The following is a 16,263-nucleotide window of genomic DNA, read 5'->3' as shown; positions in this document are numbered from 1 at the left end:
TCCCCCTACTCCCCCAACAAAAAAAGACCCCGAATTCCAACCCAGGTTGAAATTCAAGGCCCTTACCCCTACGAGTAAATCACGCGATGATGCTCATCTTTGATCCCCGATTTACGATAAAAATACGTATTAATGACATCGCGCCATTCCTTCGCGCTTTCCAGCTGCTCCAGCAAGCGCTGTTGAACATGCAGGAAGCGCTGCCGATCAAGCTTAGGCTCCAGGGCGTCCCAGCGCGCGAGCCACTGCTCCACCTGCTCGACCCCTGCAAAGTGGGTGTCATAAATATGCTGTATGACCGTCTTGCCCGACTTTAGCACATGGGTATAAGGGACATGGTGGAAAAATAGCAGCAGTTCATCCGGGCAAGTCTCCAATCGCTCATACATCGACGCATTGGCGCCAGTATATTGGCCGGCATACCCCGTTCCGGTGGCCTGCGTCCTGTCCACGCCGATTCCGTCGCGGTCCGCGAAATGATACGTTCCCCATTTGGAGTATTCGTAGCCATCCACGTCTGGGCCGTAATGAACATGCGGCACGACCATCCAGCCTACGCCAAGCGGGGAAGTATAATTTTCGTAGGCCGGCCACGATTCCATCAGCATGTCGACCACGGTCTTCGTCACCGCCGGATCGGGGCCAAAGGTCAATCGCGTCCATTCCTCGCCGATTTCCTCTGCCGTCAGCTCCGGATTCCACAGCAAGCGGCCATAACCGTAAAGGTTGGACTGGGCCAGGTAGTGACCGGTCCAGTTGAAGTCATCGCCAATATTAGACACGGCGGTTATGCCGCTGTGCTTAAAGGGATACACTTGTCCGGCTGCAATATCTTTCACCTTGCTGCCCTCCCCTTGGCACAGCGTATCGAATTCCAGCACCTCTTTCCATTGCGGAATCAAATAGCATACATGCCTTTGCTGTCCCGTATATTCCTGCGTAATCTGGAATTCCAGCAGCTGATTCGTTCGCTCCATCGCTCCAAACAATGGCGATACCGGCTCTCTGACCTGAAAATCCATCGGGCCGTTCTTGATCTGCAGAATCACATTGTCCTTGAATTTGCCGTCCAGCGGCTTGAAATGATCATAGGCGGCGCGGGCGCGGTCCGTCCGGCGATCCCGCCAATCCTGATGGCAATCGTACACGAAGCATCTCCATAAGACCAGTCCGCCGTAAGGCTCCAGCGCTTCTGCCAGCATATTGGCTCCGTCCGCATGATGGCGTCCATAGGTGAACGGGCCGGGACGGTTCTCCGAGTCGGCCTTGATCAGAAATCCGCCAAAGTCCGGAATGTGTCGGTAAATATCCGCCGCTTTTTGTTTCCACCAATTCTGAACGTCCGGTTCTAACGGGTCCGCTGTGGACATATCCCCCAGCTCGATCGGCGCAGCAAAGTTCACGCTGAGGTAGAGGGCGATACCGTAATCGCGGAACACATCGGCGACGCGTGCCACATCCGGCAGAAATTGCGGCGTGATCAGCTTCGTCTCGGTCTGATGCACATTCACATTATTGATCGCGATTCCGTTAATTCCGACAGAGGCCAGCATTCTGGCGTACGCCCGGACACGACTCAGCTCCGAGACGATGGTATGGTCCTTGTAAAATATCGATCGGCCCGCATATCCGCGCTCTATGGTTCCGTCCATATTGTCCCACTGATTCACCATGCGATGCCGGTACTTCGGATGTTCGATTAGGTCAAGCGCTTCGTTCCCTTGGCCCGTCTGCAGCAGACGCATAAAATGAAAGACCCCGTACAGAAGTCCCCTGTCCGATCCTCCTGCTATCAAGAGGTAATCCTGGTCTCCTCTTACGACGCGGCGTATGATGTAACCTTCTTCTCCTGCACGCCAAGCTTCCCCGGTTTCCGGCGAGCCGTCAAGCAACGTTTTCTCGATGCTCCCCAGCGTCCCTGCGACCAAGCAGCAGCCGGCAGCATCCATCTCCTCACGAAGCAAGGGCTGCACACCTGTCAGCTGAGCAATACCTGTCTTCAATTCTTCAATCGCCGTACGAAATACTTGCGAAGAAACCGCCTGCGCGCTCACGATCTTACCCAAATAGCGTTCCAGCGGCTTGATTGCCGCGGCACGCTTCAGCGAGTCCCCATCAACCTGCAACCATGCCGGATCATAACTGCTGTTCATAATGCCTCCTCATGATCATTTCACGAGCTCCGTCGGGTTCATGCCCGTGAATTTCTTAAATACCGTGCTGAAATATGGAACGTTTTTATATCCGACCTTCTCCGCCACTTCGTAAACCAATGCATTTTTCTCCATCAGCAGCTCCCGGGCCTTCTCGACCCGTACTCTGGTCAGGTAATTGTTGAATGTTTCTCCCGTCATATTCTTAAAAATCATCGACAAGTAGTTTCTCGAAATATACACCTTGTCCGCCAGTCCCCCGAGCGTGAGATCCTCGGCGTAGTGCTCGTGAATGTACTCAATCATAAAATCGACCGCCTGGCGATGCTTTCCGTTTCCGCCCCATTCGCGGCTTCCGAACACGAGCCCGATCTTGGTGATCAGCCACTCGGCAAGCTCGGATGGACGCTGCAGCTTCGCCATTTCGCGTGTAATGCCGTCATTCGGGAAGAAATCGTCAACGACGGTCCCCGTCTCATAGAAAGCAAAGGCGATAATGCCCCACAGCTCGCCGGCCAGCATGCTGACGTAGGGTTTGCTGATGCTCCCTTCCTGTTCCAACCGCTTCATATATTCCCTTATAATCGTCTGCGCCTGATGCTCCTGCGAGGTACGAATCGCGCCGGCCAGCTCCAGATAAAGCTTAATCGGACGCACCGGTGACTTGGCCTCCGCATCGCCCGGCTCCTGGGCATTGTAGAAATACAGATCATACTCCGGAACCGCAGGCCGGGAATTCACATCGATCGCGCGGAAGGCTTCTTCCGTCGAGATGCCGATTTCCCTTATGCTGCGCTTGCGTTCACCGATGCCGATCCGGATTTTCAGCTTCAAAAAATTCCGCACGCAGTCGATTAACCGGACACCCAGCTGCTCCAGCCGCTGCCGCACTCGCTCGGCAGACTCCGTTCGATCATGATGAATAATGATCACCGAACGGTTGGTGTGAAGATCCGTATGGTCGAAGCATGGAAATGCCGCCTGCGTAATTTCGCACGCCATATTGCTGATTGCAAATCGAAGGAGGCTCCAGTCCGGCAAGCTCAATTTGGCTGCCCGTTGATCGTAGATCAGCTCGATGCCAATGACCGTATGATCGAAATCGGACCAATACCGGTAAGGCTCCGGGATTTCCGATTGGAGTCCAGATTGCATCAGGGTGCCGGCTGCGGCCGATTTGACCCACTCCTTCTCAACGAAAGGCTCGTAAAGATGCAGCTTCTGGAGCAGCTCATCCTGCTTGATGCGCAGCTCTTCACGCTCCTCCAAATCGGATATCGCCTGGTTTAACACGGATTTCAGCGTCGGAAGGCTGACCGGCTTGGATAAGTAATCGCTCACGTCCAGACGCAAGGCTTGGCGGGCATATTCGAAGTCCGAGTAACCGCTCAGAATGATCACTTTTCCCGAATAGCCGGCGTTCTTCCGCAGGTGCTCGATCATATCCAGACCGTTCATGACAGGCATATATAAATCGGTAATCACGATGTCGGGGCTGGCCGATGCAATCATTTCAAGCCCTTCTTCCCCGTTCAAGGCTTCCCCCGCCCACTCTGCATTCAGTTCATCCCAAGGGATGGCTTTTCGGATTCCCTGCAGCACGGCGCGGTCGTCATCCACGATTCCTATCTTCCACATCTGAAGAGCCCCCTTCTTATTTGCAAAAAAAAAGGAAAATAGCTTTACTCTAACGGTAATACGCCATGCCCGATCGGCTGTGAACCGCTCAGGCATGACGTACACCGGGAGTAAACTGGAACTATAATATAAGCTGAATTATCGCCGTTGAGGAGTTATTCATATTCCTGCGCGGCCTTCTTCAAGGATTCATAGGCTTTCTCCGGTGTCGTTCTGCCGAAGCTCAGCTCATCCCGGACAAGCGGGAAGTCTTTATCGATGAAGTTGACCCATCCTTCCGGCCCTGTCGTAAAGATCTGTCCATCCGGCGTCGTTGCGTCGATCAGCTTCATTCCGACCTTTTCGCCTTCCGGAAGATTCGGTATCAGCGACTCGGCGATCTTGGCATTGGCAGGCACGCCTCGAGCGGTTCCAAGAATGGCCCCTGCCTCCGGATCATTGATGAACCAGTCGATGAATTTTGCCGCTTCTTCCTTATGCTTGGAATTCGGCGAAAGACTGAAGTACATGGACGGCTTGAGCCAGCCCCCTGCTTCCTCGGCCCGCGGCATCGTAACCAGGTCGTACGCCCCTTCCTTCATACTGTCCCATGTGGTGTAGTTATTGGAGAAGGAGTAGCGGAATAGGACTTTGCCGTTGACCAGCAGGTCTGCCGTCGGATCCATTTCCTTGTCGGATGCGTTCAAATCAGCCGGAGGTACAAGTCCGTCCTTGCGCAGCTGTTCAAACTTCTTGGTCCATTCCAGGAACGTCGCTTCATCAATGTTGAATTTGCCGTCTTCCGTAATCAAGGTACCCTTACCCTTGGCATAGTGATAAGCGCTGAACATAAAGTAGTTGCCGGCATAATCCAGCGTGAAATATTGGCCTTCCGCCAGCTTAGGCTTTACCTCTTCCGCCAGTGCAAAGAAATCATCCCATGTCCAGCCGTTTTCCGGCATCGTTGCACCCAGCTTCTCGAGAGCTGCCTTGTCGTAGATCATCCCGAATGCAACCGATCCCAGCGGCACGCCGTATTGCTTGCCGTCTCTCTGTCCAATTGGCAGCAAGCTCGGTGTCAATTCATCCAGCTTAACCTTGGTGTCGAGCTCTTCGAGCTGGTTGCGGGAGGTCCAGTCCGAAATCCAGCCCGGGTCCATCTGGAAAATATCCGGCTCGTTATGCGCCGCTGCCTGAGTAGAGAGTTTATCCAGGTAACCGTCCATCCCGGAATACTCGGGCTCGAAGGTAACATGCGGATTTTTCTGCGTATATGCCTCCAATGCCTTCAGTGTCGCTTCGTGCCGCGGCTGCGAACCCCACCACATAATCCGGAGCTTGACATTTTCCGCCGCCGAACCGCCTTCGGCCTGTGTGTTGTTCTCGGTTGAGGTTGTGCTGCCTGTGTTTGTGTTGGTGCTTCCGTTACCGCCGCATGCCGCCGCTAACAAGGAGAACACCATCAATAACACGAGAATCTGCAATCGCTTCCATTTGTTCATGCCGACTTCCCCCTAAAAACAAATATATTGTGGTCAATATGTATCCTATCAATTCCGGGATGTCGGGAGTATAAGAGAGATGCACAATTTATTATAAAATCGTCTGATTATGATTTACGGTTGTGCTTCCTCAAGCCTCGGGAAGATAATCGATACAACCACCCCTTCGTTCTCGCCTTCCTTAACCAGGATCTCATAATCTTCGTTAAAGAACGCCGAGAACCGCTCCCTCACATTCCGGATCCCGTAACCTCCTTTGGGGCGATGGTTCCCTTTGCTCTCGGGAGCAAGCCCGCCTCCGTCGTCGATAATTGTCATCCGGACCCGGCCGCCCGCTTCCTCTGCCTTAATAAGAATTCGGCCGTTTTGCCTTGAATTGAATCCGTGAATAATGGAATTCTCGACAAAAGGCTGGAGCGTCATTTTGGGGATGAACAAGTTGCGTACTTCCTGGGAGGCCTGCACCTCATATTCCAAGCCTTCTTCCCACCTGATCTGCTGGATTTCCAAATAGCTTGCGACGTGAGTCAGTTCCTCTTCAATGGTAATGAAGCTCTCTCCATGCGATAGTCCGATGCGGAACATGCGGCCCATCAGCTCCAGAATGCGGCTCATCTTCTCCTGTCCCTCCGCAATCGCCATCCAGTTCAGCTGGTCCAAGGTGTTATATAGAAAATGCGGATTAATATTGGCCTGGAGCGCTTCGATTTCGGCCTTTCGCTGCTGCTCGTAACGCTGGGCCAGGGAGGCGTACAAGGCCTGGATTCGCTCATTCAGTCTGCGAAACCCTGCAAACAGAATACCAAATTCATTCGTGTAATCACCGGCCAGCTCCGCTTGCGTCCCTCCCACATCGTAATTCTTCATCGCTCTCACTAACTGGGTGATCGGCTTCAACAATTGCCGGCTTAACCCTAGCGTTAAAAAGAAAGCCAGCAACAGGGCTCCGATGCCGATGGTCATAATGGCTCCGGCCAGCTTGACGCTCCCTGACGTAATTCGCTCCCACGGGGTAATCTCCACCAGCATCCAGTTGGAGTCGGCGACTTTGGAATAGACGACCAGAGACTCGACCCCATGCGGCTGGGTATGCAGCCGAAGCACACCGGATTGGTCCGCGAACCGCAAATCCTGCTCCTGTAATCCGGCATCCTTCATCGATGTCCCGACGCTCAGCAGCTCCCTCCCGTTCAGATCCAGCAGCATCCGGTTGGAATCTTTGGAATATCCCTCGAGAATCCCCCGGATCCAATCGGCTTTCACATGCACGACAAGGATGCCCAAGTACCGGGAGTTATTGTACACCTTGCGGGAAAAACTGAGCACGGGCACGTTCCCTTTATAGGTCGCTAATTCATGCTCCTCTGACCAGGTAAAGTCACTCTTCTGCAGCAAAGGATACCATGGCTTTCCGGCAGCCTCCATTAATTCATGGAATTGAATATAGCTCTGCCGATCCCCCCACTCCGGCTGTTCCATATATAAATCGATGGCTTGAATTTGCGGAATCGAATACGTAAGATGAGCCAGCGCTTCCTGTATGCCCTTGGACCGCCTATAGTGGTTGAACTCATCTTCTTTTCCCGACAGAAACGTAAGTAAATCATTGTCCCTGGACGTTGTCAGCGATATCTGCTCGATCGACGTCAGGCGGCCCGTAATTTCATTGTTCAGCTCCTCGAGCAGCCTTTTTTGGTAATACGACGTGTTGTCGGCCAGTTCCCGCGAAGTCATGGCATAACTGGTCCATACCGTGATCGCCAGCACAATGGTGATCAGCCCTGCAAAGCAAATAATAAACAGGGAATCGATCCGGTATCTTTTGAAAGGATTGATCATCGCGCTCATCCTCCATGCTTATCCATTCCGATCCGAAAAAAACATTGAAGCCGTGCGGCGAACCGCGGCCTCAATGTTTCTAATTTTATAATATATCGGCAGGCCTAGCTACTACCCTTTTAGTCCTGTGGTAGCCACACCCTCCACAAAGTATTTCTGGGCAAAGACAAACAGCAGCGTAGCCGGCAGAATGGATACGAGCGACATCGCCAGCAATTGTCCCCATTCCGCGCCGCCTTGCGAATCGTTAATCATCCGTAAAGCCAAGCCTACCGTATACTTGTCGACCGAATTAATGTACAGGAGATGGCCAAGGAAATCGTCCCAGTTCCATAGGAAGCAGAAGATAATCACCGTCACGATGGAAGGCTTCATCAAGGGCATCACAATTCTCCAATAAATTCCGAACCAGCTGCATCCGTCCATCTTGGCCGATTCATCCAATTCCCGCGGGATCCCGCGTATGAATTGAACGAGCAGGAAGACGAAGAAGGTTCCTCCCGCTCCTCCCGCTAACGCATGGGGCACGATGAACGGCAGGTAGGTGTTGACCCAACCGAACTGGTGGAACATCGCATACTGCGGAATGATGAGCACTTGGCCCGGCAGCATCAGCGTGAGCATGAGCAGCGAGAACCAGAAGCCCCGAAGCGGAAAGTCCAGCCTTGCAAATCCGAAAGCGACCAGCGTGCAGGAAATGATCGTTACGATGATCACCGCCGTAATTAGATAAAAGGTATTCAAATAGAAGTCGGTAAAGGTGAAGCCCGGAACGGAATTCCATCCGTTGACGTAATTGGACCACTGCGGCACGGACGGGAAGATGGACGGGGAGCTGAGCTCCTGATTCGTTTTCAGCGAAGCGCCAATCCACCAAATGACCGGATAAACCATAATCAAGCTGAAGATAATGAGCACCGCATGACGGATCACGGGGTTCCATTGGCGTCTCGTCATTTTCCTTTCCCTCCTTGACTCTCGGATTCGTAGAATACCCAGTATTTCGATGTCAGGTTGATGATCACAGCGGCAGCTACAATCAAGATCAGCATAATCCAGGCCAAGGAAGAAGAATACCCCAGCTGATAGCGGCTGAATGCCCGTTCATACAGGTATAACGCATAGACATAGGTAGAGTTCATCGGCCCGCCGCCGGTGATGACGTAAGCAGGCGTAAACATCTGGAAGGAGTTAATAACCCCCATAATGAGATTGAAGAATAACGTGGGCGACAGCATCGGAAGCGTGATTTTGAAAAATTGCTTCAGCTTACCCGCGCCATCCACCGAAGAAGCTTCATACAGATCATTTGGAATCTGCTTCAAACCCGCGAGGAAAATCACCATCGACGAGCCGAATTGCCATACCGACAACCCAATCAGGGACCATAATGCGGTATCCGGGTTCGTGACCCAGCCCGTTCCCGGAATCCCGAAGAATCCAAGAAGTTTATTAAAGAAGCCGTCCACGCCGAAAATATTTTTCCATAACAGGGAAACCGCGATGCTCGCCCCGATTAAGGAAGGAAAATAAATGGCCGTCCGATAGACGGATATCCCGCGCACGGCCTTTTTTAGCAGGAGCGCAACCATCAGCGCGGCAAGTAGCTTTAGTGGCACTGAGGCGAGTACATAATAAAACGTGAGCTTGAGCGATTGGGCAAATTTGTCGTCCGCCGTAATGATGCGTTCGTAATTGTCCAAGCCTACCCACTCGATCGGCTTCATAAGCGTGTAATCTGTGAAGGAATAGTACAGGGACAACAGCATCGGATAGGCTGTCAACGCCAGAAACCCAATCAGCCAAGGGGAAATAAACAGATAACCTGCAAGGGGAGAGTCCCAGCGCTTGCGAAGTGGCTTTTTGCGAACAGGTATATCGGATGCTAAAGATGTTGCTCGTTCCATGAATTCACTCTCCTTTTCCGTACCTTAAGTATAGATGGAGAGCTGATCGGAACTACATGAGACAATTGCTCAAAATCATTCAATATTTTCAGAATGTATCATCGGAAACGGAAAAGCGGAATCAGAGGTTTGCCGGATAATCCACAAAAAGATAAGCATAGTTGATGATGAAAAATACAATGACCAACATTAATTTGATGATCAGAGCGTAGACAGTGTATGTCTTGGTGTTTTGCCTGCCTTTTGGAAGAAGGTAAGACAGAATAAGAATGATGCCTAATACAACCAAAAACCCAACCATGTGCATAACGAGTAATTCAATTTTATCCTGCTGGGTTAATTCTCCAGGTGCACTCGAACTTGCATACGATCGGGAAGCCTGAATACTCATGTAAGACAGCTTCGTTCCCAACCATGTGAGAAAAGCACCGGCAACAAACAAAAGGAATAATCGCAGGATTAACAATGGTTGTTCTCCTTTAATTTTAGTTTTATCTTCATCACCATCCGCGCCCATCAATCCCAAACCAGGGGACGCTAACTGAGATAACGCCCATTTACACATCAGGGCCCTAAAAAACCTGCCTCTTGTCCCCCATCAAATGAGGCCTTACATCCGTAAAGCCCTCACCCGGGTTACGCAGGGCCTCTAAAACAACCTGAGCGTTGTACCCGTCATGGAAATCATATATCAGACCGGACTCTCCATTTAATATCTGAATGATTTGCTTCAGAATTGGAAGCGGGCTAACGATGTCCTCTACAGGTACTGGCTGCAGTTCGGTATCCTTTCCACTTCGGTACAGGTTGCACCAGTTCTCCAATGCCAAGGCGCCTTCCTCACCGTGGACCACCAGGGAGACACGCTCCTCCCCTTCCCGTTGGTCGGTTCCCGACAGGCGAATCTCGATATCATGATGTAATCTGAGCACGGCCTGGACACGCCTCTCGGACTGATTCGAATCCGGCGGAAACTCGATCTCGCTCCTGCCCAACTCGAACAGCAGGTTTAAAACAACTACTTCACTCCACACCCTTCAACGACTCAATCATATGAATCCGGGTCACTTTTTTCCGAAGCATGAGGTTGGAGAGGAGGGTCAGGATGAACGCCAGCACAACCGATGCCAGCATAATCACAAGGTTTAATTGATCCGGAATTTGCTGATGCGTACTCGAAAGCGCCTGGATGATGATGGAATAGACATAGCCGCTGATCGGCAGAGCGACAATGACCGCAAAAGCGGTTAACAGCATGTTCTCAGAGAAGATCAGCCGGTTGATTTTACGTTTGGGATAACCTAATACCTTCAGGGTGGCAAGCTCACGATTCCTTTCGTAAATATTGATGGAAGAGATCGTGTAGATGGCGCCGAAGGACAGAATGACGGCACAGATGATAAACATGATGAAAATAAAGCTGTTTTGCTTCAGCATATACTGCGCTGATTTCTTGAGGTCGTCCTTGTCGGCAATGGCCTCCACCTGCGGGTCTTGTTCGAAGAAGCTGCGAACGCCCGCCAGATCTGCAGCGTTATGGACGCTCACTAACAGCGAGGCCGGATCGTAGTCGATACCCAAACTCTTCATGTAGTCTGGTGTGCAACGACGGATTCGAGTATTGTGTGGAGATCTCCAGAACCTTCATATCGACGATGGTTTGGTTAAGCTCCGGTGCCGTGAATTGAAGCTGGATCGTATCCCCTTCAGCAATATGATACTGATCGGCGTAAGATTTCGGTACCAGCACGCCATGATCCTCTAACGATAGCCGGTTGCCTTGTTCATCATAAAAGCGAATCAGCTCATTCCCCTGCTCCGTAACCACAAGCGTAGCGTTTTCTTTGTTTTCCCCTCGGATGAGTTCCACAGGGTAGGTGGACAACCCATAATGGTCTGCTATGCCGGACGGCAGTGCTGCCATATCGGGAAACGATCCGATCGCATAATCGACTCGTAAATCATACGTATTCACCTCTTCAATCTGGCCAGCTACCTTGAGCAGGGCCGTCTGCGTGCCGAAAGCCGTGATCAACAAAACCGTACTGACCACAACGCCAACGGAGCTCGCAAATGCTTTTTGTTTATTTAGGAATATATTTCGTAGAATGATCTTGTAGCTGTAGGGAAGCCGGCTCCACATGCCCGGAACTTTCTCGATGAGCAGCTTCTTCATCTTCTTGGGCGGTTTCGGACGCATCGCCTGGGCAGCACGTTCTTGCAAAATCGATCTACCGCTGAAATAACAGGACAGCATGCCAAACGCACTGGAGCAGATCATCGGAGGAAGGAGCGTAAAAAACGAGAGGGTGAACGTCAGGTCGGGCAGGGAGTAGGATCTTCCAATTGACGTTGTAATGAGTGGAATGAACAGGGCGGCGGCGATGGCATAGCCCAAGATGGAGCCGATGACGCCTGCCAGCACGGGGTAGCCCATGTAATGGAGCATGATGCTTCTTTTCTTCACCCCTAATGCCTTCATAATGCCCACTTGATTTCGCTGAGAATCGATAATCCTTGACATGATCAGAAACAGAATCACCGCTTCGATCAAAAAGAGAACGATTGGGATCACCCTGCTCATCAGCTTATTGTTATGAATCGACTGCTGGGTCTGGGAATAGTTGAAGGTTCGTTCTTTACTGACCTGGCTTATATAAGGGAGGGACTGGGAATGTGCTTCAATGGCCTGGCCTAACTGGTCAATATCGTAACCGTCCTTGGCATCAATCAGGATCTCATTGTAGAACATACCGCCTGCAATTTCAGGAATGGTCTCTTCGGGGATATAAGCGATTCCATAAGCTTGATGGTCCTGGGTTTCGTTCTTCTTGGCATGCTCCACATTTTCATTCAAGCCGCTAATCGTGAACGTCATGTCCTTGTCATTCACACGGAGGCTGATGGTATCACCTACACGGTAATGATGTGCCTTGGCATAGTGGGAGTCCAACAGGATCTCATTCGGCCCTGCTGGCATCCTGCCCTCCATCATCCTGGATGTGTTGATTGCATTAGGTACAGGGATCGAATGCACCGTTAATAAGGCTTTATCACTTTCAAAAGCCTGTTCGGCCTGGACGGTATAACGCCCTTCGATATGTTGAATGCCTTCGATGTCTCGTAAACCGGCCACATCCTCTGCGGAAATTTGACTGTAATAGACGTTCAAGTCGCTTAGATTATGTTCTTGAAAATACCCCTTCGTATAGCCGCTAAGATTGTCGCTCAATGTGACCAGCCCCGTGTAGAAAAAGGCTCCCACCGCAATAACCAATACTATGGCTATGAATTGTCCTACCGACTGCTTCATGTCCCTTAATAATTTCAACGCTAAAATCTTCATCACCACTCGATCCCTTCAACGCTTTGTTTGTGCTCATTGATCGTGATGCTCTCGATCTTCCCGCTCTTGACGCGGATCACTTTATCCGCCATCGGCGCGATGGCCGAATTATGGGTGACCAGAACGACGCATGTCTTCGTTTCTCGGTTCAAATCTTGAAGCAGCTTTAAGACTGACTTTCCTGTCACATAATCCAGAGCACCGGTGGGTTCGTCGCAGAGGAGAAGCGCGGGATTCTTGGCAACCGCTCTTGCAATCGCAACTCGTTGCTGTTCGCCGCCAGAGAGCTGGGAAGGAAAGTTCTTCAAACGATCCGTTAGTCCAACCTTATGTAAAATATCTCGTGCGTCCAGATGGTCCTTACATACCTCTGTCGCAAATTCCACGTTCTCCAGCGCATTCAGATTCGGAATCAGGTTATAGAATTGAAAGACGAAGCCAACCTGCTCGCCGCGGTATTCGGTTAATCTCTTCTCGCTCCATCCCGTAATCTCTTGATCCCCCACAAACACTTGTCCCGAAGTAGCCGTATCCATCCCGCCGAGAATGTTCAAAATCGTGCTTTTCCCCGCCCCGCTGGCCCCTAGAATCACGACGAATTCCCCCTCTAAAATGGAGAAGTCAACACCCGCAAGGGCTTGAATCGTCACTTCGCCGATTGGATAAGCCTTGGTTACCTTTTTGAATTCGATTAACGTTGTCACTTCGTACATCTCCCCGTATTGGATTTTCCGGAAATGGGTTGCCTGCCATTCCCGGTCACTTGTGAAGAAACTACCGCTTCTCACTAACCGCAAGTTACATTCTATATCCATCATATCTAGCCTCATGGATATTTCTTCCTGCAGCCGATGTATTTACGTATCGGTCTTCAGAAGGGTCTTTGTCGCCGCTTCTCCCGCTTGGTATCATGAACACAAAAAGAGTCATATAGGAGAACAACACCTACATGACTCTTATACATCCTATCTGAAATTGCAACACAATCCGTTTATTCTCTGTAGTAAGCGTAAAGCCTTCGATGACGGCATCCTCGAATGAAGCTTTTGCTATTCATTTGGTGCGGCGGTCAACGTACTGCGTTGTTTGATTTTTTGTATGGACAGATTCAAGCTGTAATTCCCATAATCGAGAAGTTTATCAAGAAAAAGGTTCAGCTGATCTTGGGATGAAACTTTTATCGTTAAATGGTAACAGCCTTCTCCCGAAATTCGATGTGCTTCCACTATCTCATGTTGATCCATAATAAAACGAATAAACGAATCGTGATTTGCTGTTTTCATATGAATAATAACAAATGCTGTATAAGCAAGCCCTAATTTCATTTCATCGATGATTAGGGAATAGGCTGTAATTACACCGCTCTCCTCAAGTTTTTTGATACGATTGCCTACTGCTTGTCCAGTCATATGAATTTGTTTCCCTAAGTCTTTCCATTGAATCCTTGAATTTTCGGTTAGTAACCGAAGGATCTGATAATCCGTTTGATCAAGTTGCATACCATAATCCTTTCACCGTGAAATGATTTAATGTAAAAGCGTTTCATCGAAGCATCGAATAAATTCAAGATGTCCTTTATCATTTTACTATACAGTAACCCTTATCCCAAAGTTGACAAAGGGAACCTGTATTGGTTACTTGGCCGCTGAGTAAACTATATCCAAATCAAAAAAGGAGTCTATTGCCATGAAAATACAACTCATTCGAAATGCGACACTTGTTGTCCAATATGCAGGGAAGAAGTTTTTAATCGACCCTTTTTTGGGAGAAAAAGATGCGTATCCGCCTTTCCCTAATTCGTTACGCCAAGATCAAAACAATCCTTTGGTTGGCTTGCCAACCTCGGTTGACCATATTATCAGCAACTTAGACGCTGTGATAGTCACCCATCTACATTTAGACCATTGGGACGATGCGGCTAAAGAGGCGCTGCCAAAAGATATTAAAATGTTTGTACAAAACGAAGAAGACGCGGCAGAAGTCAGAAACGCTGGTTTTCAAAATGTAGAAGTGCTGCAAGAAAGTTCAGCCTTTGGAGATATTCGATTAGTTAAAACTAAAGGCGAACACGGCAGAGGAGAAATATTACAACTTGCCGGACATGTGTGCGGTGTTGTCTTGAAGCACCCAAGCGAGAAAACATTGTATATTGCTGGAGATACGGTTTGGTATGAAGCTGTAGGGGAAGCCATCGAAACACACAAACCGGAAATCATTGTTGTAAATGGAGGAGATAATCAATTCCTTCAAGGCGGATCTCTAGTAATGGGGAAAGAGGATATCTACCATGTTTATAAAGCCGCCCCTGAGGCGAAAATTATATCTGTCCATATGGAAGCAGTTAATCATTGGACATTATCGAGGGAAGAATTAAATATCTTTACTAACGAAAAAGGAATCTCCTCTAATGTTTTGATTCCAAATGACGGGGAATCCTACACGTTTTAGTGTATCGATGGATTAAAACCAAAGTTCCTACAAGACCCTAAGAGCTTCTAGGGTCTTTTTTCTTGCCACATGCTTTTAAATAACAACAGAAGCGGGTTCAGACATTATGGTCTTTATCGCCGCTTCTTCCGCAGCATACTTAACACAAAAAGAGCCATATAGGTTAACAACACCTACATGACTCTTATGCTTCATACAAGCCTCTTTTATTTATGGCATACCTATATTCTCAGGTTTCCGGCACCGCGCCGAAGCTTATACGATGAACGAGTCTATAAAAGCGTCTCTGAAGCCAGCGTAAACCCTTCAATCGCGACATCTTCGTCGACTTCAATCATGATGCAGCGTTTACCTTGGAAATTCACCTGTTTGACATACCTTAAATCCTGCGGGCTGATCGAAATCGTAGCTACCTTGGTTTCGATCTTAATGGATTTGGAAGTATACTTCGGCATGACGCTGGTTGCTTTCATCTCATAGTTCTTATTGTCCACGATGGTTTCGAATGCCCGCTCCACCTTCTCGGTTGTCACGTCCTCCACGCCGCTTGCGTTCAGTACGCGCTCCAGATCTTTATAATCCAGCTTCGGAGGTTCTTCCTCCTTCGTCTCTTCGTTCATTTCGATCACCCGGTTGATTTCCTCGTACACCTGGGCAATGGTGGCTGAATCGAGCTGTTCGCCGGCCACTTCCTTGACGATATCCTCGAAGATCGCTCGCTCTTCTAGTGCCGTCACGGATCTTTCCCCGTTCAAGACTTGTTCGACAAAATGCGGATCCGGAAAATTCGATTTTCCCGTACAATACAAAATACGATTCACATCGGAATAATTGTCCGTCACGCTAGGGTACAGGAATCCTTGCTCCGGCGTGCTTAACTTGATAATCGGATCTACGATGACATTGTACTTGAACTCCCGCTCCACATAATCGAACAAGAGCGTCTTCCGTTGTTTCTCCGTAGAATTCACGCTGCATAAAATGAATGGATGGGCGAACACCTCGTTCTTCTCGCTCTCTTCCGCTTCATCGTTTCTCGCCTTGGTCGGCAAATAATACTGTCCCCGAACGAACGTGACTACCATATCCCGCTCATATTGGGCATCCTTCAGCATTCGATCCACCAGCATCAGCATCAAGTCCTGCCATTCTTCCGGATCACCCGACACGAGCGCTTGGTGAAGCATGACCTGCGCCGGTTCCTCCGCTGCTTCCTGAAACCTCAATTCGAACAATTTTTGATCCAGTTCGCCGGTCAGCAGTTTTTTGAAATTACCCATGTATAACTCTTGCTTCTCCCGATCCACCAGCTCGAACGGCAGGCGCTCCCAGTGGTAGATTTCATTCGTTTCCTTTGTAATATAGACATTGAGAATATCGTAAATATTCATTAAATCGTGATCCAGCTTAAATTGCTTGCGTATATTGGCGACTTCTTTTTTGTTCATATC

12 protein-coding genes and 1 pseudogene are annotated in these 16,263 nt (G+C 49.6%); 1 reads left to right on the top strand and 12 read right to left on the bottom strand.

Annotated features, from left to right (window positions below; genetic code table 11):
* Positions 1-68: 68 nt before the first annotated feature.
* From DP091_RS17130 to DP091_RS17080, 11 genes and pseudogenes are all read right to left on the bottom strand, one after another.
* A complete protein-coding gene (locus DP091_RS17130; RefSeq protein WP_113059437.1) occupies positions 69-2,153 on the bottom strand; it encodes an alpha-glucuronidase family glycosyl hydrolase in 2,085 nt (694 codons plus the stop codon).
* Between the two features lie 15 nt (positions 2,154-2,168).
* Positions 2,169-3,791, bottom strand: a complete 1,623-nt coding sequence (locus DP091_RS17125) for a response regulator transcription factor (protein WP_113059436.1) — start codon at positions 3,789-3,791, stop codon at positions 2,169-2,171.
* Positions 3,792-3,946: 155 nt separating this feature from the next.
* Positions 3,947-5,272: an ABC transporter substrate-binding protein gene (locus DP091_RS17120; RefSeq protein ID WP_113059435.1), complete on the bottom strand. Its 1,326-nt coding sequence runs from the start codon at positions 5,270-5,272 to the stop codon at positions 3,947-3,949.
* A gap of 114 nt (positions 5,273-5,386) precedes the next feature.
* Positions 5,387-7,111, bottom strand: coding sequence for a sensor histidine kinase (locus DP091_RS17115; RefSeq protein ID WP_113059434.1), 1,725 nt, complete (start codon positions 7,109-7,111; stop codon positions 5,387-5,389).
* A gap of 111 nt (positions 7,112-7,222) precedes the next feature.
* Positions 7,223-8,068, bottom strand: a complete 846-nt coding sequence (locus DP091_RS17110) for a carbohydrate ABC transporter permease (protein WP_113059433.1) — start codon at positions 8,066-8,068, stop codon at positions 7,223-7,225.
* Positions 8,065-9,018 carry a carbohydrate ABC transporter permease gene (locus DP091_RS17105; RefSeq protein ID WP_113059432.1) on the bottom strand — a complete coding sequence of 318 codons (954 nt, stop codon included), beginning with the start codon at positions 9,016-9,018 and terminating at the stop codon, positions 8,065-8,067. The genes DP091_RS17110 and DP091_RS17105 overlap by 4 nt, the downstream gene beginning before the upstream one ends.
* A gap of 121 nt (positions 9,019-9,139) precedes the next feature.
* Complete coding sequence (locus DP091_RS17100; RefSeq protein WP_146747009.1) at positions 9,140-9,535, bottom strand: hypothetical protein; 396 nt, start codon at positions 9,533-9,535, stop codon at positions 9,140-9,142.
* Between the two features lie 55 nt (positions 9,536-9,590).
* A complete protein-coding gene (locus DP091_RS17095) occupies positions 9,591-10,052 on the bottom strand; it encodes a hypothetical protein (protein WP_258394596.1) in 462 nt (153 codons plus the stop codon).
* Positions 10,042-12,364: pseudogene (locus DP091_RS17090) on the bottom strand (ABC transporter permease). Before DP091_RS17090 ends, DP091_RS17095 begins: the two are co-directional and overlap by 11 nt.
* Positions 12,364-13,068, bottom strand: a complete 705-nt coding sequence (locus DP091_RS17085) for an ABC transporter ATP-binding protein (RefSeq protein WP_113059442.1) — start codon at positions 13,066-13,068, stop codon at positions 12,364-12,366. The pseudogene DP091_RS17090 and the gene DP091_RS17085 overlap by 1 nt, the downstream one beginning before the upstream one ends.
* A gap of 345 nt (positions 13,069-13,413) precedes the next feature.
* On the bottom strand, positions 13,414-13,863 hold the full coding sequence (locus DP091_RS17080; protein WP_113059430.1) for an Lrp/AsnC family transcriptional regulator: 450 nt from the start codon (positions 13,861-13,863) through the stop codon (positions 13,414-13,416).
* A 187-nt stretch (positions 13,864-14,050) separates the two neighbouring features.
* On the opposite strand from DP091_RS17080, the gene DP091_RS17075 reads away from it, so the two are divergent.
* Positions 14,051-14,812, top strand: coding sequence for an MBL fold metallo-hydrolase (locus tag DP091_RS17075; protein ID WP_113059429.1), 762 nt, complete (start codon positions 14,051-14,053; stop codon positions 14,810-14,812).
* 272 nt (positions 14,813-15,084) lie between these two features.
* Here the strand turns inward: DP091_RS17075 and DP091_RS17070 are convergent, their stop codons facing one another.
* Positions 15,085-16,260: a DUF4317 domain-containing protein gene (locus DP091_RS17070; protein ID WP_113059428.1), complete on the bottom strand. Its 1,176-nt coding sequence runs from the start codon at positions 16,258-16,260 to the stop codon at positions 15,085-15,087.
* Positions 16,261-16,263: the final 3 nt, after the last annotated feature.

This window comes from Paenibacillus sp. MDMC362, from assembly GCF_003269305.1.
In the GTDB taxonomy this organism is placed as follows: domain Bacteria; phylum Bacillota; class Bacilli; order Paenibacillales; family Paenibacillaceae; genus Paenibacillus_AQ.
This window is presented reverse-complemented; position numbering and strand designations above follow the sequence as displayed.